Here is a 17334-nt window from a genome sequence, read left to right as displayed (position 1 = left end):
TCGGTCAATGTCCGCAACAGACCGGTCCGGCCGCGCCGGAAGCCCGCCAGACTCGGTTCCGGCCGGTGATCATGCCGGACCGGACCCACTTCTTCCGAGGGGATTTCGATGAAACGCAGGATCTTCGCCGCGGCCGTGGCCTGCGCGGCCACGTTCGCGGGGCTGCTCGGCACCGCCGGAGCGGCGCAGGCGGCGACGTCGGTGACGTTCACCCCACGCACGGTGACCTCGCCGCACGACCACCAGTACGTCGCGGCGCTGGGCTCGGTGCAGCTGGCCATGACGGCGGGCCAGACCGCGTACGTCTACTCGACGCTGCGGGCGAACAAGGCGTCGAACACGACGCTGATCGACAACGAGGTCCGCTGTTCGAGCACGAGCGGCTGGACGAAGAACGAGGTGCTCGGGCAGAACGTCCTGATCGCGAGCGCCACCAGCGCCCCGGCCTCGCTGCGGGACATCAGCGTGACGACGCGGTTCCTGGTCCACCCGGGCGCGGCGGGCACCGTCACGTGCACGACGTACCTGCGGAGCGCGAACCTCGGGCTGGGCAACTCGACCGTGAGCCTGGTCGGCGGCGAGCTGAAGTTCGCGGACACCAGCGTCGCGAACACGACCGCCGGCACGCCGCCGCAGGCCGACGACGGTGACACGCCTCCCGGCCGCGTCATCGGCCTCAGCTCGGCGGCCCCGACGGTCCGCGAGCCGGCCTCGGCCGTCATCGAGATGGCGCCGGTGACCGGGCTCAGCGTGTTCGGCGACATGGAGCTGATGGCGTGCTACCCCGAGCCGAAGGACGGCTGCCCGGTGAACAGCATGACCGCCCGGGTGACGCTGTTCGTCAACCAGTGGAAGGCCGACGGCACGGTGTGCAAGACGGACTCGTCCGCGAGCGTGACGGCGGTCGTCCGGCGCGACGTGCACCACCTGGTGGTCCCGCTGAACACGCGGTTCGCGGCGGCGACGGGCAACGGCTGCGTGCCGAAGTTCACCTTCTACGTGAAGACGGACTGGCTGAGCGGATCGACGGGCGCGGTACAGATGGCGGCGAGCAGCCTGCCTGACGCGGTGGGCTCGGCCTCGACGCACAACGACGCGATGAGTCACGCCTTCGCGGTCGCCTACTGAGGTTCGTGGGGCGCGCCGGCTGCCCGGCGCGCCCCTTCCTGCGTCAGGCGGGTTCGCCGAACCACCGGCGCAGCGCGGCTTCCAGGCCGGTCGTCGCGCCGTCCTCACGGGCCCAGGCGATGTGCCCGTCCGGCCGGATCAGCACGCCGGTCAGCGCCGGTTCGCTGTCGCACTTGGCGGTCAGCGTGGTCACGCGGCCCGCCCAGCCACGCGCGGTTTCGCGCAGTTCGGCGTTCTCGGCGAGGTCGAGCAGGAGCGCTTTGCCGTCCTGGAGGTGCTCGCCGAGCCGGGTGCCGTCGGCGAACGCGAAGTCGGGCGCGCCGCGGCCGGTGAGTTCGTGCTCGCCCTCGATCGGGTACCGGTGCAGGACGCCGGAGAGCTTCTTGGCCAGGTACGTCGCGCCGTCGTCGGTGAGCAGCAGGTCGGTGACGACCTGGCGCAGCGCCTTGGTCCGCACATCGCTGCGCATCAGCGCGACCTGCGCCCGGGTCCACTCGAGGACCCACGCGCCGATCGGGTGCCGTTCGGTCGTGTAGGTGTCGAGCAGGCCGTCGGGCGCCCAGCCGTGGATCGTCGCGGCGAGCTTCCAGCCGAGGTTGACGGCGTCGCCGATGCCGAGGTTGAGGCCCTGCCCCCCGAAGGGGGAGTGGACGTGCGCGGCGTCGCCCGCGAGGAGCACGCGGCCCTTGCGGTAGGTGGTCGCCTGCCGCGCGTTGTCGGTGAAGCGCGTCGCGCTGTGGACCTTGGTCACCCGGACGTCCGCACCGGACACGCGCCGGAAGCTGTCTTCGAGCTCCTGCGCGGTGACCGGGGCGTCCCGGTCCTCGGGCGGGCCGTCGAACTCGACGGTGAGGATCCGGCCGGGCATCGGCCCGTGGACGTAGAGGCCGCCGTTGCCGTGCTGCCAGCCGCCGGGCAGCGTGTCGGTGCCGGTGAGCTCGGTGAGCGCCTGCCGTCCGGTGACGGCGGGATCGGTCCCGGGAAAGTCGAACCCGGCGTGCTTCCGCACGAAGCTGCGGCCGCCGTCGGCCCCGACGAGCCAGCCGGCGCTCAGTTCGGTCTGGTCGTCGAGCCGCACGATCACACCGTCGTCATCGGCGTCGAACCCGGTCACCTCGACGCCCCGCCGGATCTCGACGCCCAGTTCGGCGGCGCGTTCGGCGAGCACGGCCTCGACGGCCTGTTGCGCGATCAGGACGACGTTCGCCGCGGGCCCGACGTCCCGGAAGGCAGGATCGCCGAAGTCGACACCGTGGGAGGCGACCATGATCCCGGCGAAGTGCCCGACGGGGATCGCCGGCTTGGGCCCACCCCCGCCCCTTGATTTCAGAAACTCCTGAATCTTCTCGAAGTTCTGCCGCACGACGGCGTCCACCGCGGGCAGCAGGCCACGGCGGTAGAAGGCCTCGGCGGTCGTCAGGTTGACCGAGCCGGCCTTGATCGTCACATCCGGTTCAGCCAGTCGTTCGACGACGAGCACGTCCACGTTCTCGAGCCGGAGTTCGCAGGCCAGCATCAATCCGACCGGTCCGCCCCCGGAGATCACCACATCCCAGTTCATGACTCCGATGATGCCGCGAAACTTGTACCGAGTCAAACTTTGGGCTCGGTCTATACTCTCGTCCCATGGCGGACCCCGGACTGCGCGAGCGGAAGAAGCGAGCCACGCGCCAGCTGATTTCCAACGTCGCCTCAGGCCTGTTCATCCAGCGAGGCTTCGAGGAGGTGACGGTGGCGGAGATAGCCGAAGCGGCGGGCGTCTCGAAGATGACGGTGTTCAACTACTTCCCGCGCAAGGAGGACCTCTTCCTGGACCGTCACGCGGACCGGCTGGCCGAGCTGGTCTCGGTGCTGCGGTCCCGTCCGGCTGGGGTGTCGGCTTGCGCTGCTCTGCGTGCGCATCAGCACTCGCTGCTGGCGGCCGGCCATCCGCTGTCCGGGGCGATCGCGGGTGGGCCGGGGTTCTGGTGGGTGCTGACTTCGAGTCCGGCGCTGATGGCTCGGTGGTACGAGCAGGAGCGGGAGATCGCGGAGGCGTTCGCCGAGGTGTTCGTCGCGGAGACGGGGGAGGCGTTCCGGTCCCGGATGGTGGCGGGGTTGCTGACCACGGCGATCACGACGGTCTTTTCGTACGCCATGGGGCGGATCTTGGCCGGGGATGATGTCGAGGTGGTTCGGCGGGAGCAGGTCGGGGTGATCGACCAGGCTTTCGACCTGGCCGAGCACGGGGTGGGGGAATTCCCGGGCAAACCGAGCTGAATCGACCGGCTGTCGGCGACCCGGGGTCACCCTGCGCGAACGAGCTCCGGCGCTGGTCGCTCGTTCGAATCCGGGACCGGGCGCGGCTGTACGTTCTCGCCGTGATGCTCGGTGAACCGGGCCAGTGCCAGTACGCCACCGATGGCGAGCAGCGCGCAGAGCAGCCCGGACACGGCGACCCATCCGCTGATCGAGCTCGCTTCGCCGAGCAGCCCGACCCCGATCGCCACGGCGACGATCGGGTCCACCACGGTGATACACGCCATCACCGTGTGTGGTGGTGCGCTGGCGTATGCCTGCTGCACCAGCCAGGCGCCGAGGAGCAGTGCGAGCACGATGGCGATCACGGAAACGATCAGCGTGGAGAGCGGACCGCCGTGCTGAGCCTGCTGCAGTACAGCCCTGGTCAGTACCGACACCAGCCCGTAGGCCGTGGCCGCGGCGGTGGCGAACGCAAGGCCGCGTGCCCGTCCCCTGGTCATCATGGCGAGCAGCGACATGCCGACCACGCCGGCAGCGACGAGTTTGGCGGCTTGGAGGCCGGCAGAACCGATCACTTCGGTCGGCGTGGTGTTGTTCGCCGCGATCGCCACGAAACCGGCCACACCTGCCGCGATCGCGCCGATCGCCAGCCAGCTGCGTCCGGTGAGCTTCGGCCCGCCGGCCCTGGCCGCGAACAGCGCGGTCGCCCCGACCGCGAGCACCCCGACCGGCTGCACCACGATGACCGGCGCGAGCCCGAGCGCCACTGCGTGCAGCGTCCCGCCGACGATCATCACGAGCAGTCCGAGCAGCCAGCCTGACTGGCACAGTAACCGGCCGAACGAACGAAAGCGGAGCGTCGGCCCATCGTCGGCATCCCGCATCGTGGTGTGCACGGCCCGGTGCTGCATGTGCGCGGCCAGCGCGGCGAACACGGCGCCTGCCATGGCAAACGCGATCCCGATGAAGTTCATCCGGAACCCTCCGATACGCGCCGCAACGGAGGCACTGGCATGCCACTGTCCCTGGGGCGAGGTTGAAAGTCGGTCATCTGGGCCAAGTCTGTCCGGCTGTAGCGCCGAACACGATGTGGGTGGCACCTCAACCGGTCCTGGAGGCGACCCCACCGTGCGGGGTGGAGTTTTCCCTACCAGGAGGCGCTCGGAGCAGGCAGGGCGAGGTTCGTGATTCCCTTTGCTGGTCAGGTAGTTTTCGTCACCATGGGTGCTGGGGCGGTTACCCGCGTCGGTCGCGTTCGGGCTTGTCGTGGTAAGTGGACAAGTCCGGCATCGCTCTGGACATGAGTTTGCTCGCCGAGTCCGGGCACAGTGACTTCGAGATCGTGCCCACCGGGTGTGTCCGAGGACGATCTCGCTCACTATCTACACGGCTTCGGTTGCTGATGTGAGCCATCGGGCTTGTGCCTGTGTCAGGTCAGGACTCCGGTACTGTCTGATGCCAGTCGAACCGGTGTCCGGGTAGTGGTGGCGCTCAGTCGGAACTCAGACTCTTCCTCGTGTCAGCACGGCGCTATAGCACCTTGGGTACCTACAGGACACCAGCCTGGGTGTTCTCGCAACCATTTCTGTCGAGCTGATTCAACGCTGCTCTGCGTCAAACCACGCGCAGCGTTGACACAGCCGCCAGTCTGGCACTTGATGTTCGTGCCTGGCTCGTAGCACTGGTTCTCGTCTTTCAGGCAGGCTGCTCTGCTGTGCTTTTTCCGGGTGGTCTTTGGCTTGGATGTTGTGGTCTCCGCCGTGGCTGTTGGCGCAGGCGTGGTCTGGACCGAGCTGGGAGCAGGGGTTGTCGATGGCTTTGAAACCGTCGTTGCGACTCTTGTGGTCGAAACCACTAACGGAGCAGGTTGGTTTGCGGCAGGAGAGGCGCAGGCTGTCAACATGGCCAGCAGGAAGGCCGAGGAGATCAGCAGCGAAGTGCGCAGCATGTATTCCTCCCCGAATGAAGCTCCCGGGCTGTCTCGTCAGATACGTAGTCGTGAAATTCTTGTAGGGCGTTACGCTACGGTTTGGGTAGCCACACTGCGATCTCGGCGAGCGCGTCAAGCACATCGCTGCCGACGTGTCCTGCCGCGCTCTCTGTTTCGGCGATGACCATGGTGGCGCCGTCGCGGCGAGCTTCGTAGTTGTGGCCGGTGAAGTGGACATCGGTGAGGTCGAGCAACGCTCCGGCGAGCGGAGTGATGTCGCCGCTTCCGTGGACTGTCTCGACTCGTTCGAAGGCGTCCGCGTGACTACGGCTCGTGAAGCCGATCCAGGCCACGGAGATGACTGCTGAATTTCCTGCAGTGTCGCTAACTGCGAGTAGTATCCGGTCCAGCGACTTGCACGGCGTGTGGAGGAAGAAGTCGCGTACTCGGCCAGTGGACGCCGCGACGCATTTCAGATCTCGCTTCACGACTTTCTTCAGAGTACGCATGCCCATGCGATTCCACGCTTCGTCGGCTTTGCCGTTGCGCGCGGACTTTTTGCTCTCGTTCTTGCGCTGGTCGAGATTTCTTCCGTTCACTGAGCCTTCGGTGATGCCGGATTCCGCCGCTGTCCCGCCGGCGCCAAGTGCGCCGGTGGTTCCGCCGGCCAGCGCAAGGGCGACGGCGCCAGCGGCGACGAGTCGTCCTGCGCCTTTGCCAGGACCAGGATCTGACCCACCACCTGAACCGCCGATTCGCCGTCCCACAGACCACCCTTTCCAGGACCTTGCCATCACTACCGGCGAGGAGGCTACGGGCGGGCACGTTTCGTCGCTGCCGCCGAATGGGCGATCTGCCGGTTTCAGCGCCTCGCCGAGTCGTCCTGACCTCGATCACTTGCGTGGTGTTGTCCGCAGGTCGGTCGCGGTCGGAAATGGCTGCTGCCCTGGTCGGACTGGTCTGTCCGGGTGAACGTCGGGGCGTATGACATCACAGGTCAGCACCTGGCTTGATCCCGGGTTTGACATGGGGAAGGAGCCCAGAATGAGTGGGGCGACCGGTTCAAGGCTCGCCGAGGCTGTGGCAGTGTGCCGCCGTGGGTTCGCTGCGTGGTTCCGGTAGCGCGGCCAGTGGGTTGCGGCTTGCCTTTTACGGGCTGCTCTCGACGTGTGAGCTCCAGGATCCGAAGATGTCGCGTGCGCGGCAGCGTGAGTCGCGTTTACCCAGGTAGGATCGTTCCGATGCGGTTGTAGCCGGGCCAGATCGACGTTGTGCGGCCGACCGAGCGCGGAGCACGACGTGACCGTTGCCGCTGATCTGGAGCGTTACCGGCGAAGGGCTTGAGTACCTGATTGGGGGCGTGGATGCAGCGATGAACGGATCACATGTTGCGACCGTCTTGGATGCGATCAATCGTCGTGATGCATTGCTGATCATCGGTTGTTCCAAGGCCAAGACGACGGGCGGGCAGGCCCTGACGCCTGAAGCCAAGACAATCTGGCCAGGGCCGATGCTTCGCGCGCGGGCTGACGTGCTGGCTAGGTCCAAAGTCGAAGGCCGATATCAACTTCCTGCTTGGCGTCGCTACAGCGGACACTTCTACCGCAACGTCGGTGATGCGTTGGGCGAGGCCATCAGCAACGGGCGGACGCTGATTCTCAGCGGTGGCTATGGAGTTGTCCGGGGTGACGAGCCGATTGCATACTACGACCGGAAACTCAAGCTCCGCGACTGGCCGCCGGGCCTGCTCGAACGGACGCTTGTCGACGAAACGCTCCGAGTCGGCGCGACGAAGGTGATTGGATTTGTGTCTGCCAGCGGAGACTACGCGAAGCTGCTGCGCAAGACCTCCTGGGGCACGGCAGGCATCAATGCCACGTTGGTCACGATCGACTGGCACACGGGCGGAGCACAGATCGAGGTGCCGCGACGGCTGGCGCAGGCATTCAGCGCGTGGTGGAATCGCACGCCAGCGGACTACCCCGCGGGGATGATCGCGGAGCCACTGAGATGAGTAGCGGCCGGCACCTCCACCATTCCGAGTTCTACGCCTTGCTCGACATGCTCGCCAATCGGCTCGGCGGCACCCGTCATCTGAGCACCTGCACCGGGCGGGACATTTGGCCAAGCCACGGCGTCTACTTCTTCTTCGAACCCGGCGAACTACGCATTGACGGCAAACCGCGCGTGGTACGAGTCGGTACTCACGGCCTCCGCAGCACCAGCCGGACCACGTTGTGGAAACGTCTCGCCAAACTCGCGGCTCACGCGTCGGCGGGGGGAACCATCGCGGGTCAATCTTCCGTCGGCACGTCGGGAGCGCTTTGATCAACCGCGACCGCATGCCCGCCAGCTCCCTAGCGGCATGGGTCAGTCCAACCCCCGGTCCGAGTGGTCGGCAGCCGAGGCGGACATCGAACAGAGGGTCAGCAACCACATCGGCCGGATGCCCTTCTTATGGCTGGCTGTGCCCAACAGTACTGACGGCACCAGTCAGCGCGGATACATCGAGCGAAACAGCATCGGCTTGCTCTCAAACCAGCCCGGTTCCCAGGATCCCCCAGTGCAACCTGGCTTGGACACCACGCAGCGAGCTTGAAAGTCCGCGGATCCGGACTGTGGAACGTCAACCATGTCGCAGAGGACTACAAGCCAGAGTTCCTCACCCTGATGCGGAGCCTAATAGAACGCATAGCCATCTCCGCGTAACGTCGCACGTTTGTCCACGTAAGCGCGACACTGCTGGGCCGGCTGGCACGGCGACCAAGGAAGGCTCGCGCTGTACTGCCCGGCGTCGTCAAGCTCAGAGCCGCCAAACAGCCTCGCGTGGTTAGTGTGCACGACCGAAGGGGACGTCGACCCCCACGCGCCTGACCAGGGATTCTGCTGAAAGCAAACTCGACTGCCGCACAAAGCTGCTGGTCAGAGACCTGACTATTTGTCCGAGGGGGACTTGAACCCCCACGCCCGTTGAGGGTGCCGAGCAAGCGGTCGTTCCCGATAGGGCACCCTTGCCGTCTGAAGGGTTTGTGGCTTAGCGGAGTGCGGTCCTTGCGCCCTCGGCTACTGCCGTTGCTACGGCCGCCAGGGCTGGGGAATCCAGTTTCCACTGCTGCCAATGCAGCGGTACGTCCAGTGGCCGATCTGCGGCGAGATCCACCAGGGTGTCGCCTCGGGAGGCTGCTTGGATCTCTGGGACCATGCCCCAGCCTAGGCCGGCGGCTACCGCGTCCACGAATGACTCTGATGACGGGATGTGGTGGCGGACCATTGAGAAAGTTCGTCGGCGGGTTAGGGACCGTAAGAAGCGGTCCTGGAGGTCGTCCTTGCGGTCGAACATGATTACTGGGGCTGTGGGGAGTGATGACGCGAGGGGTGGGGCCAGCCAGCGGGTGATGAACTCGGGGGAGGCCATTGCTCGGTAGCGCATGCGGCCCAGGCGGACTGATGTGCAGCCCTGGACTGGGTTGGGGTGATGCCGTTACCGCTGCCATTACCAGGCCTTCGCGGAGGAGCGTTGCCGTGTGGTCTTGGTCTTCGCGGTGGAGGTCGAAGGCGATGGGGAGGGATGAGGGGAGGCGGGATAGGGAGGGGAGGAACCAGGTTGCCAGGGAGTCCGCGTTCACCGCGATCGTGAGTGTGCGCGTTGAGGAGTCCAAGCCCAGTTCGGACAGGGCGTCCTGTTCCAGTTGGGCCAGGGAACGCGCGAAACGGGCCAGGACCTGGCCGGATGGGGTCAGGGTGATCGGTTTGGTGCGGAGGAGCAAGACTCGGCCCGTGCGCTGCTCCAGGGCCTTGATGCGCTGGCTCACCGCTGAGGGCGTCACGTGCAGGACCGCCGCCGCTGCGTCGAAGCTTTGCTCGTCCACTACGGCCAGGAGGGTTCTGACCTGGTCGAGCGGGAGATCTGACATCACGGACGCTAATGTTACGTAAGAATCTTTAGCTGGAGTAATCCACTGGGACGGCCGTACCGTGGCAGCGTGCTTCCGCTGCTCCTCGCCGGCTTCGGGACCGGCCTCTCCCTCATCGTCGCCATCGGCTCACAGAACGCCTTCCTCCTGCAGCAAGGGCTGCGTGGCGGTGTCGTGACCCCGTTGGTCGTCATCTGTGCCGTGTCCGATCTCGTCCTCATCGGGCTCGGCGTCAGTGGGATCGGGGCCGTGCTCGAGCAATGGCCGACCGCGATCGGGGTGATCGCTGTCGGGGGTGGGGTCTTGCTGCTTGGGTACGGCGCGTTGGCCGCTCGGCGGGTGTTTCGGCCCTCCGTCATGACCGTCGGCGACGAACGGACGCCGCTGCGGAAGGCCGTGCTGGCCTGTGTTGCCTTCACCTGGCTCAACCCGCACGTCTACCTCGACACCGTCCTGCTGCTCGGCTCGGTCGCCGTCGCTCACGGGGATGGGCGGTGGCTCTTCGGGCTTGGTGCCGGGATCGCCAGTGCCGTGTGGTTCAGTGCGCTTGGCTTTGGTGCGAAGAAGCTCGCGGGCGTGTTTGCGAGGCCGGTCGCGTGGCGTGTTCTGGATGTCGTCATCGCCGTGACCATGACCGGGCTTGGCGCCGCGATGCTTCTCAGCCGCGTGTGACTCACCAGAGCTGGCCGCGCTCCGATGCAGGTGGGCGCTCCAGTTCCAGCAGGAACTGCTTGCGCTTCAGCCCGCCCGCGTAGCCCGTCAGCTTGCCGTTCTTGCCGACGACGCGGTGGCACGCCACCAGGATGCTCAGCGGGTTTCGCCCGACGGCCGCTCCGACCTCCTGTGGCAGCCCGCCTACCGCATTCGCCAGGTCGCCGTATGTTGCCGTCGCGCCGTACGGGATCGTTGCCAGCTCCGTCCACACCGCGCGGTCGGAGGCGGGACCGTCGGCCCGCATCGGCACGTCGAACTCCCTGCGCTGGCCGGCGAAGTACTCCTTCAACTGGCGAACGGCCTCGGGGAACGCCGCGTCGTCGCGGGGGCCGAACGTGGTGCGGTCCGGGCGGGTCCAGTGGTGCGGGAAATACAGGCCGGTCACGACGTCGCCGTCGCCGACCAGGGTGAGCTCGCCGATCGGGGAATCCACCAGCGTGTGCTTCATCAGTCCTCCCAAGTAGTGCCGTCTGCCCGTGCGCCTCGTACGCCGGGTTGTCGGACTTCCGCCAGCGCCGCCGTGACGACCGTCCGATGGGGACTCCACGACGTTGACATCTGCAGCCTTCGCGTCATGCCGGCCCAGCCGGCCGGGGTGGCGCTGACCACCCAGATGTCCGGGTCCGGCGCCGCGAACCGCTGGGCCTGGCGCAGCCAGGACGCCGCCGTTTCCGGCCAGGTCACCGTCGCCAGGACCAGGTCGCCCCAGGCGTCGGCGATCCGCTCGCCGTCGGCTCGCGAAGCCGGGTCGGCTGCGGTGCCGATCACGATGTGCCGGGCGCCGCCGATCAGCTTCACGAGCGCCTCGAGTTCGGCGTCGGTCATGCCGCGTCGTGGAAGACCAGGCCCAGGGTGTGCCTCCGGCCTGACCGGACCGCCGAGACGCCGTGGCGCACCGGCGATGCCGACCAGCCGCGGGCCGAGCGGACCGGGCGGTCGCGGGTCGTGAATACCAGGCCGTGGCCCTGGGGGATGAGCGTCGCCGTGCCGCGCGACTGGGCTCGCGGGCGCTGCTCGACCAGCAGGAACTCGCCGCCGGTGTGGTCGGTGCCCGGGTCGTTGAGGTTGATCACGACCTGCAGCGGAAACACCTTGTCGCCGTAGAGGTCGCGGTGCAGGGCGTTCCAACCGCCCGTCTCGTAGCGCAGGAGGATCGGTGTCGGCCGCTTCTGGCCGGCTTCGTGGCAGATCTTCAGCCACTCGTCCAAAGTGGACGGCCATTCCGGCTCGCGGCCGAGCCGGGCGTACCAATCCTGGGCGATCGGCAGCAGCCGCGGGTAGAGCGCCTGCCTCAGCCGCTCCACCGGCTCGGGGAACGGTGCGGCGAAGTAGTGGTAGTCGCCGTTGTCGCCGAAGCGGTGGCGGCGCAGGTTGACCGTCGCGCGGAAGTGTTCCGGTTCGTCCCACAGCGCGACGAGCTTCGCGCATTCGGCCGGGGTGAGCAGCTGCGGCAGGAGTGCGCAGCCGTAGTCATCGACCTCGGCGGCCACCGCGCCCCAGTCGGCCGCGGCGACGCGGTTCTCGTAAGTGCTCATATCGGGTAGACGCTCCGGCGGGGCGAAACGTGAGATCGGCCGGGCGGGAAATTTCAGGCCCGAGGTGAGCAGGGCGTCGACCTGCTCACCTCGACCGGTGGACCGGAAGCTCAGGCCGCTTCCATCGTCAGCAACACCCGCTTGGCGTCCTCGCCGCCCGCGTACTGGCCGTACGAGCCGTCCGAGCGGACCACCCGGTGGCACGGGACCACCACCGGCAGCGGGTTCAGCGCACACGCCGTGCCTACCGCTCGGACCGCCTTCGGGCTGCCCGCGGCCGTCGCGACCTGCGAGTAGCTCTCCGTGTGGCCGTACTCGATCTCCGGCAGGTGCTCCAGTACCGACAGGCGGAACCCGCGGGCCAGGCGGAAGTCCAGGGGGACGTCGAACGACCGGCGGCCGCCCGTGAAGTACTCGTCCAGCTGGCGGGTCACCGCGTCCAGGCGAGCCGGGGCCCGGAGGATCCGGGGGCTGATGGTCGAGGCGAGGCCGGCCAGTACCGCGTCGTGGTCCTGGCGGTCGAACGCCACCTTGACCAGGCCCTGCCGGGTCGCCGCCAGCAGCAGGGAGCCGACCGGGGTGTCCAGGGTGCGGTAGGCGACGTCCAGCAGGCCCTCGCGCTCAGCGGCGGCCGTCAGCCGCTCGTGCAGGCGGTCCGGCAGGACTTCGTAGGCCACCGGAAGCGACGGGATGATGTCGATCATGAGTGCGCTCCTTCCAAGGGGTAGGTGGCCCGCAGGGTCTTGACGCCGTCCGCGGCCGCCCGGCGGGCGGCGTCCGCGCTGCCCCCCGTGATCTCCGCGATTTCGCGGTAGGGCAGCCCGGCCAGGTAGTGGTAGGCGACGGCGGCGCGCTGCTTGTCCGGCAGCTTCGCGAGCGCCTCCCACAGGTCGCCGTCCGGCTCGTCGGTGCGGCCGGGCCGGTCCGGGATCTCGCCGACCGGCAGCGGGCGGCGCGCCTGCGCGCGGGTGACGTCGATGGCCTTGCGGTGCGCGATCGTGACGAGCCACGCCTGGACGTTCGCCTCGGCGGGCAGCTCGGGATACGCCTTCAGCGCCGCCAGGAAGGTCTCCGACCAGGCGTCTTCGGCGTCTGTCGGGCCGAGCACGGCCCGGCAGACCCGGAGGACCATCGGCCCGTGCTCGGCCACGATCTGCTCGAACGGTTTCACGATCACACCCGGTAGACGTCCGCCGACGCCGGAACGTGAGATCGAGTTTGTCACGGGATCGCGGTCCCGGTGACGACGGTGGCGCCGAGCTCCTCGGAACTGTGCACCCGCGCACGCAACCCGGCTGCGGCGAAGACCTCCGAAACGACCGGCGCCTGCCGCTCGCTCGATTCGACCAGCAGCGTCCCGCCCGGCGCGAGCCACCGCGACGCGCCCGCGGCGACGCGGCGGGCGAGGTCGAGGCCGTCCGTACCGCCGTCGAGGGCGACCCGGGGCTCGTGCAGCCGGGCTTCCGGCGGCATGGTCGCGACGGCGTCCGAAGGGACGTACGGCACGTTCGCCATCAGGACGTCGACGCGGCCGCGAAGCGACGCGGGCAGTACCTCGTAGAGGTCGCCCTCGTAAACCGCAGCTTCGGGGAGGTTCAGCCGGGCACAGGAGACGGCCGCGGGCTCGACGTCGGCCGCGTGCAGCTCACGCGGGCGCAGCGCGGCGGTGAACGCGGCGCCCAGCGCGCCCGAGCCGCAGCACAGGTCGAGCACCACGGGGCCGGGCGGCGCGAGCGAGACGGCGACGTCGACCAGGAACTCGGTGCGGTGGCGCGGCACGAACACCCCGGGCCGCACGGTGATCCGCAGGCCGTGGAACTCCGCCCAGCCGAGCAGGTGCTCCAACGGCAGCCCGGCGACACGGCGTTCCACCAGCGAGCCGAGTTCCTCGGACGTCGCCGCGGCGGCGATCAGCAGGTCCGCCTCGTCCTCGGCGAACACGCAGCCCGCGGCGCGCAGGCGCGAGACGACAGTCGAAGTGTCCACGAGGGAGCGAGGCTACCGGACCTCCACCGCGTCCCCGACGTTCAGGCCGTCGAAGAAGGCCGCCGAATCGGCGTCGGTGAGGTGGACGCAGCCGTGCGACGGCGCGTCGAGCGGCCCGGCGTGGAAGGCGATGCCGCCGGCGGCGAAGAACACCGAGTTGGGCATGTCCGTGCCGTACACGCTGCTGGTGTGCTCGCGGTCCTTCCAGGCGACGCGGAACGACCCGGCCGGCGTTGCCTGGTCCGGCGGTCCGAAGCCGGCCGGGACCGGGCCGCGCACGACCTTGCCGTCCCGCAGCAGCCAGGCCAGGCGTTGCGCCAGGCTCACGCACGCGCCGGTCGTGACGGCGCACGGCGGAGCCGGCGGCGGGGTCGTCGTGGTGGTCGGCGGAGCCGGCGTGGACGTCCGGACGAGGGGCGCCGGTTCGGCGATCGGGCTCGGCGTCGTCGTGCGCGGTGCCGCGCACGACGCCGTGACCAGCGTCAACCCCAGCAGGGTCACCACCCCGGTTGTGCGCATCCGTCTTCCCCTCGCCGAAGGTCCTCCCGTCATCAGTACGAGTGAACGGCCCCGGAGGTTGAGCCGGATGTGCACCCGGGTTGTCCCTGCGTGCACCGCGGCTACCGCCGGGAGTACCCGGGCGGTCAAGGTCGAACCATGACGAAGCTGAGCGCCGAGCAGATCGCCCGGCACGCCTACGAGGCCGGGTTCCGCGGCCAGGGCCTGACCACCGCGGTCGCCGTCGCGCTGGCCGAGTCCGGCGGGCGGACGACCGCGCACAACGCCACCCCGCCGGACGATTCCTACGGTCTGTGGCAGATCAACATGCTGGGCGCGCTCGGTCCCGAGCGGCGTCACCAGTACCACCTGAAGTCGAACGACCAGCTGTTCGACCCGGAGACGAACGCCCGGGTCGCGAACAGCATTTCGAGCGACGGGCACGACTTCACCCCCTGGTCGACGTACACGAACGGCGCCTACAAGGACCACCTGACGGCCGCCCGGAAGGCCGCCCAGGACGTCACCAAGCACCACGGGAAGCCCTCCGGGACCAGCAGCGCGAGCGGCAGCCCGCTCCGGGTGGACGACGCGGTGCTGCACTCCTACGTGGGCCGGACCCGGCACGTCGCCGACGCGCTGGGCAGCGCGACCGGGCAGCTGCGCGACGTCCGGGAGATCGGCCACGAGAGCTTCGGCAAGATCGGCAAGGAGTCGGGCTTCGCCGACGCGCTCGCCGGCTTCGGGCTGGCCCTGCAGCGGCAGGTCAAGGGCGTCGGCACCCACGCCGACGGGCTGGCCACCGCCGCGCAGAAGGCCGCCAAGACCTACCGCGACCACGAGACGGCGACCGCTGCCGCGTTGAACGGAATGGACTGACATGGACACCGCCGCGCTCGCGCACTCCTTCGCGAAGGACCTCGTCGCGCACCGCAACAAGCTCGCGGGGAAGGCCGAAGACGCCGTCCGCGCCGAGTACGCCCTGCACCAGGTGGCCGGCGCGCTGGACGCCCAGCACGACGCCTACCACAAGGAAAGCACCACCGTGCTCGAACACTGGCACGGCCACGGTGCCGACGGCTTCCGCCACACCAGCGCGAAGCTGACGAAGGAGCTTCGGATCACGGGCGCGGCCGGGGCGGCGGCGGAGAAGGTCGTCGCGCACGTGGCGTCCACAGTGGACTCCGGGCACACCGCCGTGCGGCGGCTGGTCGACGAGTACACGGCCAAGGCGAAACAGGCCCTCGACGCGGGCGTCGCCGCCGGGACGCAGGCCGCACTGATGCGCGCGGTCGGGCACGCCGCCGACCTGGCGCCGCAGTACACGCGGCAGTCTGCATCGACGCTTCGGCACGTCGACGCGGAACTCAAGGCGGCAGCGAAGAAACTGCACGACCTGCAGAAGGACCTGACCCACGACGGCGTCATGGACAAGACCGCGCACCCGAAGGCGACGCACCCGAAGACGACGCATCCGAGCAAGGCTTCGGGGCGGGGCAAGGACATCGTCCACGCCGCGCGCACGCAGCTGGGCGTCCGCGAGAGTCCGCCGGGCAGCAACCGGAACCCGTACGGGCCGACCGCGGCGTGGTGCTCGTCGTTCGCGACGGCGATGTGGCGCAAGGCCGGCGTGAAGATCCCGGTGCTGCCCTTCAGCGGCGACGTCTTCCACTGGGGCGAACGCAACGGCCACGCCTACGGCAAGCACTCGCTCCACGAGGCGAAGCCGGGTGACGTGCTGATCTTCGGCACCGGCCCGCAGAACACGTCGACGAGCACGCACATCGGCATCGTCGAGAAGGTCGAGGGAAACCAGGTCACGATGATCGAGGGCAACTCCGGCGACGCCGTCCGCCGGAACACGCACACGCTCTCGGCGGCCACGTTCTACGGAGGGGTCCACCCGTGATCACCGGAAAAGCCGCCGACCGCACGGTCGCCGTGGAGGTCGCGCCCGGTGGGGCGCTGCGGGAGCTGACGCTGGAGGCGTCGGCGCTGAGGCTGGAGCCGGCCGAGCTGGCGAGCCGGATCCTGGTGCTGGCCGCGGCCGCCTCGGCGCGGGCCACGGCTTCGCTGTGGCACACCCTGGACGGGGTGGACGCGCTCGGCCTGCCCTCGGCCGATGAGGCCGCGGAAGAGACCACCCCGGACAGCTGGCGGGCACAGTGAATCGCGACATGACGGCGCTGGAGCTGGCCGACGACGCCTTCGCGGCCCCGGAGCCGGGGTACGGCGCGCGGCTGGCGGCGATTCGCGCCCCCGCCGAGGCCGACGGGGTTTCCGTGGTCGTCGATCTGCACGGGGCGCTCGTGGACCTGCGGTTCGACCGGTGGGCGCTGAACCGGTCGCCGCGGGAGCTGGCGGGGTTGATCCGGCGGCTGGCTTCGGAAGCGGGCGCGGATGCCCTGCGGCAGGGACGCGAGCTGCTGGGGACCTTGCTGCCGGAGGAGATCCAGGAAGGCCCGAAGATCCGGCCGCGTCCCGCGAGCGAGCCGCACGGCGTGGCGGGCGGACCGAAGATCCGGCCGCGGCCGGATCCCGAATCCGACGAGTTCCTGCCCGCGACCTGGGCGACCTGACAAGCCGCGGCAGGCTCGGGTCAGCGGGCTTCCTCGACCAGCCGTGCCAGGCGGTCGGCCAGCCACGCACCATCGGCGGGCGTGATCATCACCCACGGCTCGCGGGCCACGTCCTCCGGTGTCACCGCGTACCGCCCGGCCGCCGTGTCGAACCAGGCCAGGACCGGGGTGCGGCCCGTCGGACCGGTCGCCGCCAGCTGGCCCGCCGCGTACTGCTCCGCCGTCACCAGCGTCGCCAGCGGACGCACCGCGCGGCCGGTGATCCCGGCCGCGCCCAACGCCCGCTCGAACGCGTCGTACCCGCTGCGCGCGTACGCGTCCATCGCCGCCGAGTACGTCGCGCGGGGGAGCCGGACCTGGTCGCCCGGGCCCGCCTCGAGGTCGCCCAGCATCCGGGCCACCGCCGGGACCAGGTCGGCCGGGCGCAGCGGTTCCAGCACCAGGTCACGCTCGTCCAGCACGGCGAGCACCCCGGCCGCGTCCCGCACCGCGGCGAGCAGCCGCCACGGTGCTTCGCCCAGCACCAGCGCGTCGACGCTCAGCGTCGGCGCACCCAGCAGCACGACCAGGTCCGCCAGCGCCGGGTCGACGTCGTCGCCGTCCGTGAGACCCGCGTCGGTGAGGCCGGCGAAGACGCGCACGCCCAGGTCGTCGCGCTCGGCGTGCGTCGCGCCGTGCGCCGGCACGTCGAACGGGTACGGCGGTGGCCCGCCCGGCCCCAGGTCCTCCCAGAGGAGATCGAACTCCAGATGCGACAGGATCACTCCCGCCGCCGTCGCGGTGCGCCGCGCCATGCTCCCCCTTCCCGT

The 17334-nt window shown here is 69.3% G+C and carries 19 protein-coding genes and 1 pseudogene; 8 read left to right on the top strand and 12 right to left on the bottom strand.

What is annotated here, in order from left to right:
- The first annotated feature begins 108 nt into the window (after positions 1-108).
- Complete coding sequence (locus AB0C38_RS17920; RefSeq protein WP_360673974.1) at positions 109-1128, top strand: hypothetical protein; 1020 nt, start codon at positions 109-111, stop codon at positions 1126-1128.
- Between the two features lie 43 nt (positions 1129-1171).
- Here the strand turns inward: AB0C38_RS17920 and AB0C38_RS17915 are convergent, their stop codons facing one another.
- Positions 1172-2689 (bottom strand): FAD-dependent monooxygenase, encoded by a 1518-nt coding sequence (locus AB0C38_RS17915; RefSeq protein ID WP_360673971.1) that lies wholly within the window; start codon positions 2687-2689, stop codon positions 1172-1174.
- Positions 2690-2754: 65 nt separating this feature from the next.
- Between AB0C38_RS17915 and AB0C38_RS17910 the strand changes: the two genes are divergently transcribed.
- Positions 2755-3387 (top strand): TetR family transcriptional regulator, encoded by a 633-nt coding sequence (locus tag AB0C38_RS17910; RefSeq protein WP_360673968.1) that lies wholly within the window; start codon positions 2755-2757, stop codon positions 3385-3387.
- A 26-nt stretch (positions 3388-3413) separates the two neighbouring features.
- Here AB0C38_RS17910 and AB0C38_RS17905 read toward each other — a convergent pair whose 3' ends face one another.
- Both AB0C38_RS17905 and AB0C38_RS17900 read right to left on the bottom strand, forming a co-directional pair.
- Complete coding sequence (locus AB0C38_RS17905) at positions 3414-4343, bottom strand: DMT family transporter (RefSeq protein ID WP_360673965.1); 930 nt, start codon at positions 4341-4343, stop codon at positions 3414-3416.
- 1048 nt (positions 4344-5391) lie between these two features.
- Complete coding sequence (locus AB0C38_RS17900) at positions 5392-6066, bottom strand: hypothetical protein (RefSeq protein WP_360673962.1); 675 nt, start codon at positions 6064-6066, stop codon at positions 5392-5394.
- A 539-nt stretch (positions 6067-6605) separates the two neighbouring features.
- On the opposite strand from AB0C38_RS17900, the gene AB0C38_RS17895 reads away from it, so the two are divergent.
- Positions 6606-7313, top strand: coding sequence for a hypothetical protein (locus tag AB0C38_RS17895; protein WP_360673960.1), 708 nt, complete (start codon positions 6606-6608; stop codon positions 7311-7313).
- Positions 7314-8333: 1020 nt separating this feature from the next.
- Here the strand turns inward: AB0C38_RS17895 and AB0C38_RS17890 are convergent.
- A pseudogene (locus tag AB0C38_RS17890) lies at positions 8334-9216 on the bottom strand (LysR family transcriptional regulator ArgP).
- 66 nt (positions 9217-9282) lie between these two features.
- Between AB0C38_RS17890 and AB0C38_RS17885 the strand changes: the two are divergent.
- Positions 9283-9885 carry a LysE family transporter gene (locus AB0C38_RS17885; RefSeq protein ID WP_360673957.1) on the top strand — a complete coding sequence of 201 codons (603 nt, stop codon included), beginning with the start codon at positions 9283-9285 and terminating at the stop codon, positions 9883-9885.
- A gap of 1 nt (position 9886) precedes the next feature.
- Here AB0C38_RS17885 and AB0C38_RS17880 read toward each other — a convergent pair whose 3' ends face one another.
- From AB0C38_RS17880 to AB0C38_RS17850, 7 genes are all read right to left on the bottom strand, one after another.
- Positions 9887-10375 carry a methylated-DNA--[protein]-cysteine S-methyltransferase gene (locus AB0C38_RS17880; RefSeq protein ID WP_360673954.1) on the bottom strand — a complete coding sequence of 163 codons (489 nt, stop codon included), beginning with the start codon at positions 10373-10375 and terminating at the stop codon, positions 9887-9889.
- A complete protein-coding gene (locus AB0C38_RS17875) occupies positions 10375-10752 on the bottom strand; it encodes a hypothetical protein (protein ID WP_360673951.1) in 378 nt (125 codons plus the stop codon). The genes AB0C38_RS17880 and AB0C38_RS17875 overlap by 1 nt, the downstream gene beginning before the upstream one ends.
- Entirely contained in the window at positions 10749-11462 is a 714-nt protein-coding gene (locus AB0C38_RS17870; protein ID WP_360673948.1) for a 2OG-Fe(II) oxygenase, read from the bottom strand. Before AB0C38_RS17870 ends, AB0C38_RS17875 begins: the two co-directional genes overlap by 4 nt.
- Before the next feature lie 110 nt (positions 11463-11572).
- A complete protein-coding gene (locus AB0C38_RS17865) occupies positions 11573-12166 on the bottom strand; it encodes a methylated-DNA--[protein]-cysteine S-methyltransferase (RefSeq protein WP_360673945.1) in 594 nt (197 codons plus the stop codon).
- The gene (locus AB0C38_RS17860) at positions 12163-12639 is read right to left on the bottom strand and encodes a sigma-70 family RNA polymerase sigma factor (RefSeq protein ID WP_360673942.1); all 477 of its coding nucleotides are present in this window, start codon (positions 12637-12639) and stop codon (positions 12163-12165) included. The genes AB0C38_RS17865 and AB0C38_RS17860 overlap by 4 nt, the downstream gene beginning before the upstream one ends.
- Before the next feature lie 44 nt (positions 12640-12683).
- The gene (locus AB0C38_RS17855; RefSeq protein WP_360673939.1) at positions 12684-13448 is read right to left on the bottom strand and encodes a putative protein N(5)-glutamine methyltransferase; all 765 of its coding nucleotides are present in this window, start codon (positions 13446-13448) and stop codon (positions 12684-12686) included.
- Between the two features lie 12 nt (positions 13449-13460).
- A complete protein-coding gene (locus AB0C38_RS17850; protein WP_360673936.1) occupies positions 13461-13967 on the bottom strand; it encodes a L,D-transpeptidase in 507 nt (168 codons plus the stop codon).
- Between the two features lie 138 nt (positions 13968-14105).
- Between AB0C38_RS17850 and AB0C38_RS17845 the strand changes: the two genes are divergently transcribed.
- Genes AB0C38_RS17845 through AB0C38_RS17830 form a run of 4 tightly spaced genes read left to right on the top strand, consistent with a single transcriptional unit; the run spans position 14106 to position 16525 of the window.
- Positions 14106-14825: a transglycosylase SLT domain-containing protein gene (locus tag AB0C38_RS17845; protein WP_360673933.1), complete on the top strand. Its 720-nt coding sequence runs from the start codon at positions 14106-14108 to the stop codon at positions 14823-14825.
- Position 14826: 1 nt separating this feature from the next.
- Complete coding sequence (locus AB0C38_RS17840) at positions 14827-15855, top strand: CHAP domain-containing protein (protein ID WP_360673930.1); 1029 nt, start codon at positions 14827-14829, stop codon at positions 15853-15855.
- Entirely contained in the window at positions 15852-16115 is a 264-nt protein-coding gene (locus AB0C38_RS17835) for a YbaB/EbfC family DNA-binding protein (RefSeq protein WP_360673927.1), read from the top strand. Before AB0C38_RS17840 ends, AB0C38_RS17835 begins: the two co-directional genes overlap by 4 nt.
- 8 nt (positions 16116-16123) lie before the next feature.
- Positions 16124-16525 carry a hypothetical protein gene (locus tag AB0C38_RS17830; RefSeq protein ID WP_360673924.1) on the top strand — a complete coding sequence of 134 codons (402 nt, stop codon included), beginning with the start codon at positions 16124-16126 and terminating at the stop codon, positions 16523-16525.
- Between the two features lie 20 nt (positions 16526-16545).
- On the opposite strand, the gene AB0C38_RS17825 is transcribed toward AB0C38_RS17830, so the two are convergent.
- Positions 16546-17319 (bottom strand): ESX secretion-associated protein EspG, encoded by a 774-nt coding sequence (locus AB0C38_RS17825; RefSeq protein ID WP_360673921.1) that lies wholly within the window; start codon positions 17317-17319, stop codon positions 16546-16548.
- Positions 17320-17334: the final 15 nt, after the last annotated feature.

The sequence above is a fragment of the Amycolatopsis sp. NPDC048633 genome, assembly GCF_040650695.1.
In the GTDB taxonomy this organism is placed as follows: Bacteria; Actinomycetota; Actinomycetes; order Mycobacteriales; family Pseudonocardiaceae; genus Amycolatopsis.
The sequence above is the reverse complement of the archived record's forward strand: the minus strand, read 5'-3'. Positions and strand labels throughout refer to the sequence as shown.

What these genes read in the sequence shown, in the direction of transcription:
- AB0C38_RS17905 (WP_360673965.1), bottom strand. Translation starts at nt 4,343, where the DNA reads ATGAACTTCATCGGGATCGCGTTTGCCATGGCAGGCGCCGTGTTCGCC.
- AB0C38_RS17915 (WP_360673971.1), bottom strand. Translation starts at nt 2,689, where the DNA reads ATGAACTGGGATGTGGTGATCTCCGGGGGCGGACCGGTCGGATTGATG.
- AB0C38_RS17845 (WP_360673933.1), top strand. Translation starts at nt 14,106, where the DNA reads ATGACGAAGCTGAGCGCCGAGCAGATCGCCCGGCACGCCTACGAGGCC.
- AB0C38_RS17875 (WP_360673951.1), bottom strand. Translation starts at nt 10,752, where the DNA reads ATGACCGACGCCGAACTCGAGGCGCTCGTGAAGCTGATCGGCGGCGCC.
- AB0C38_RS17865 (WP_360673945.1), bottom strand. Translation starts at nt 12,166, where the DNA reads ATGATCGACATCATCCCGTCGCTTCCGGTGGCCTACGAAGTCCTGCCG.
- AB0C38_RS17830 (WP_360673924.1), top strand. Translation starts at nt 16,124, where the DNA reads ATGACGGCGCTGGAGCTGGCCGACGACGCCTTCGCGGCCCCGGAGCCG.
- AB0C38_RS17825 (WP_360673921.1), bottom strand. Translation starts at nt 17,319, where the DNA reads ATGGCGCGGCGCACCGCGACGGCGGCGGGAGTGATCCTGTCGCATCTG.
- AB0C38_RS17870 (WP_360673948.1), bottom strand. Translation starts at nt 11,462, where the DNA reads ATGAGCACTTACGAGAACCGCGTCGCCGCGGCCGACTGGGGCGCGGTG.
- AB0C38_RS17880 (WP_360673954.1), bottom strand. Translation starts at nt 10,375, where the DNA reads ATGAAGCACACGCTGGTGGATTCCCCGATCGGCGAGCTCACCCTGGTC.
- AB0C38_RS17920 (WP_360673974.1), top strand. Translation starts at nt 109, where the DNA reads ATGAAACGCAGGATCTTCGCCGCGGCCGTGGCCTGCGCGGCCACGTTC.
- AB0C38_RS17840 (WP_360673930.1), top strand. Translation starts at nt 14,827, where the DNA reads ATGGACACCGCCGCGCTCGCGCACTCCTTCGCGAAGGACCTCGTCGCG.
- AB0C38_RS17850 (WP_360673936.1), bottom strand. Translation starts at nt 13,967, where the DNA reads ATGCGCACAACCGGGGTGGTGACCCTGCTGGGGTTGACGCTGGTCACG.
- AB0C38_RS17910 (WP_360673968.1), top strand. Translation starts at nt 2,755, where the DNA reads ATGGCGGACCCCGGACTGCGCGAGCGGAAGAAGCGAGCCACGCGCCAG.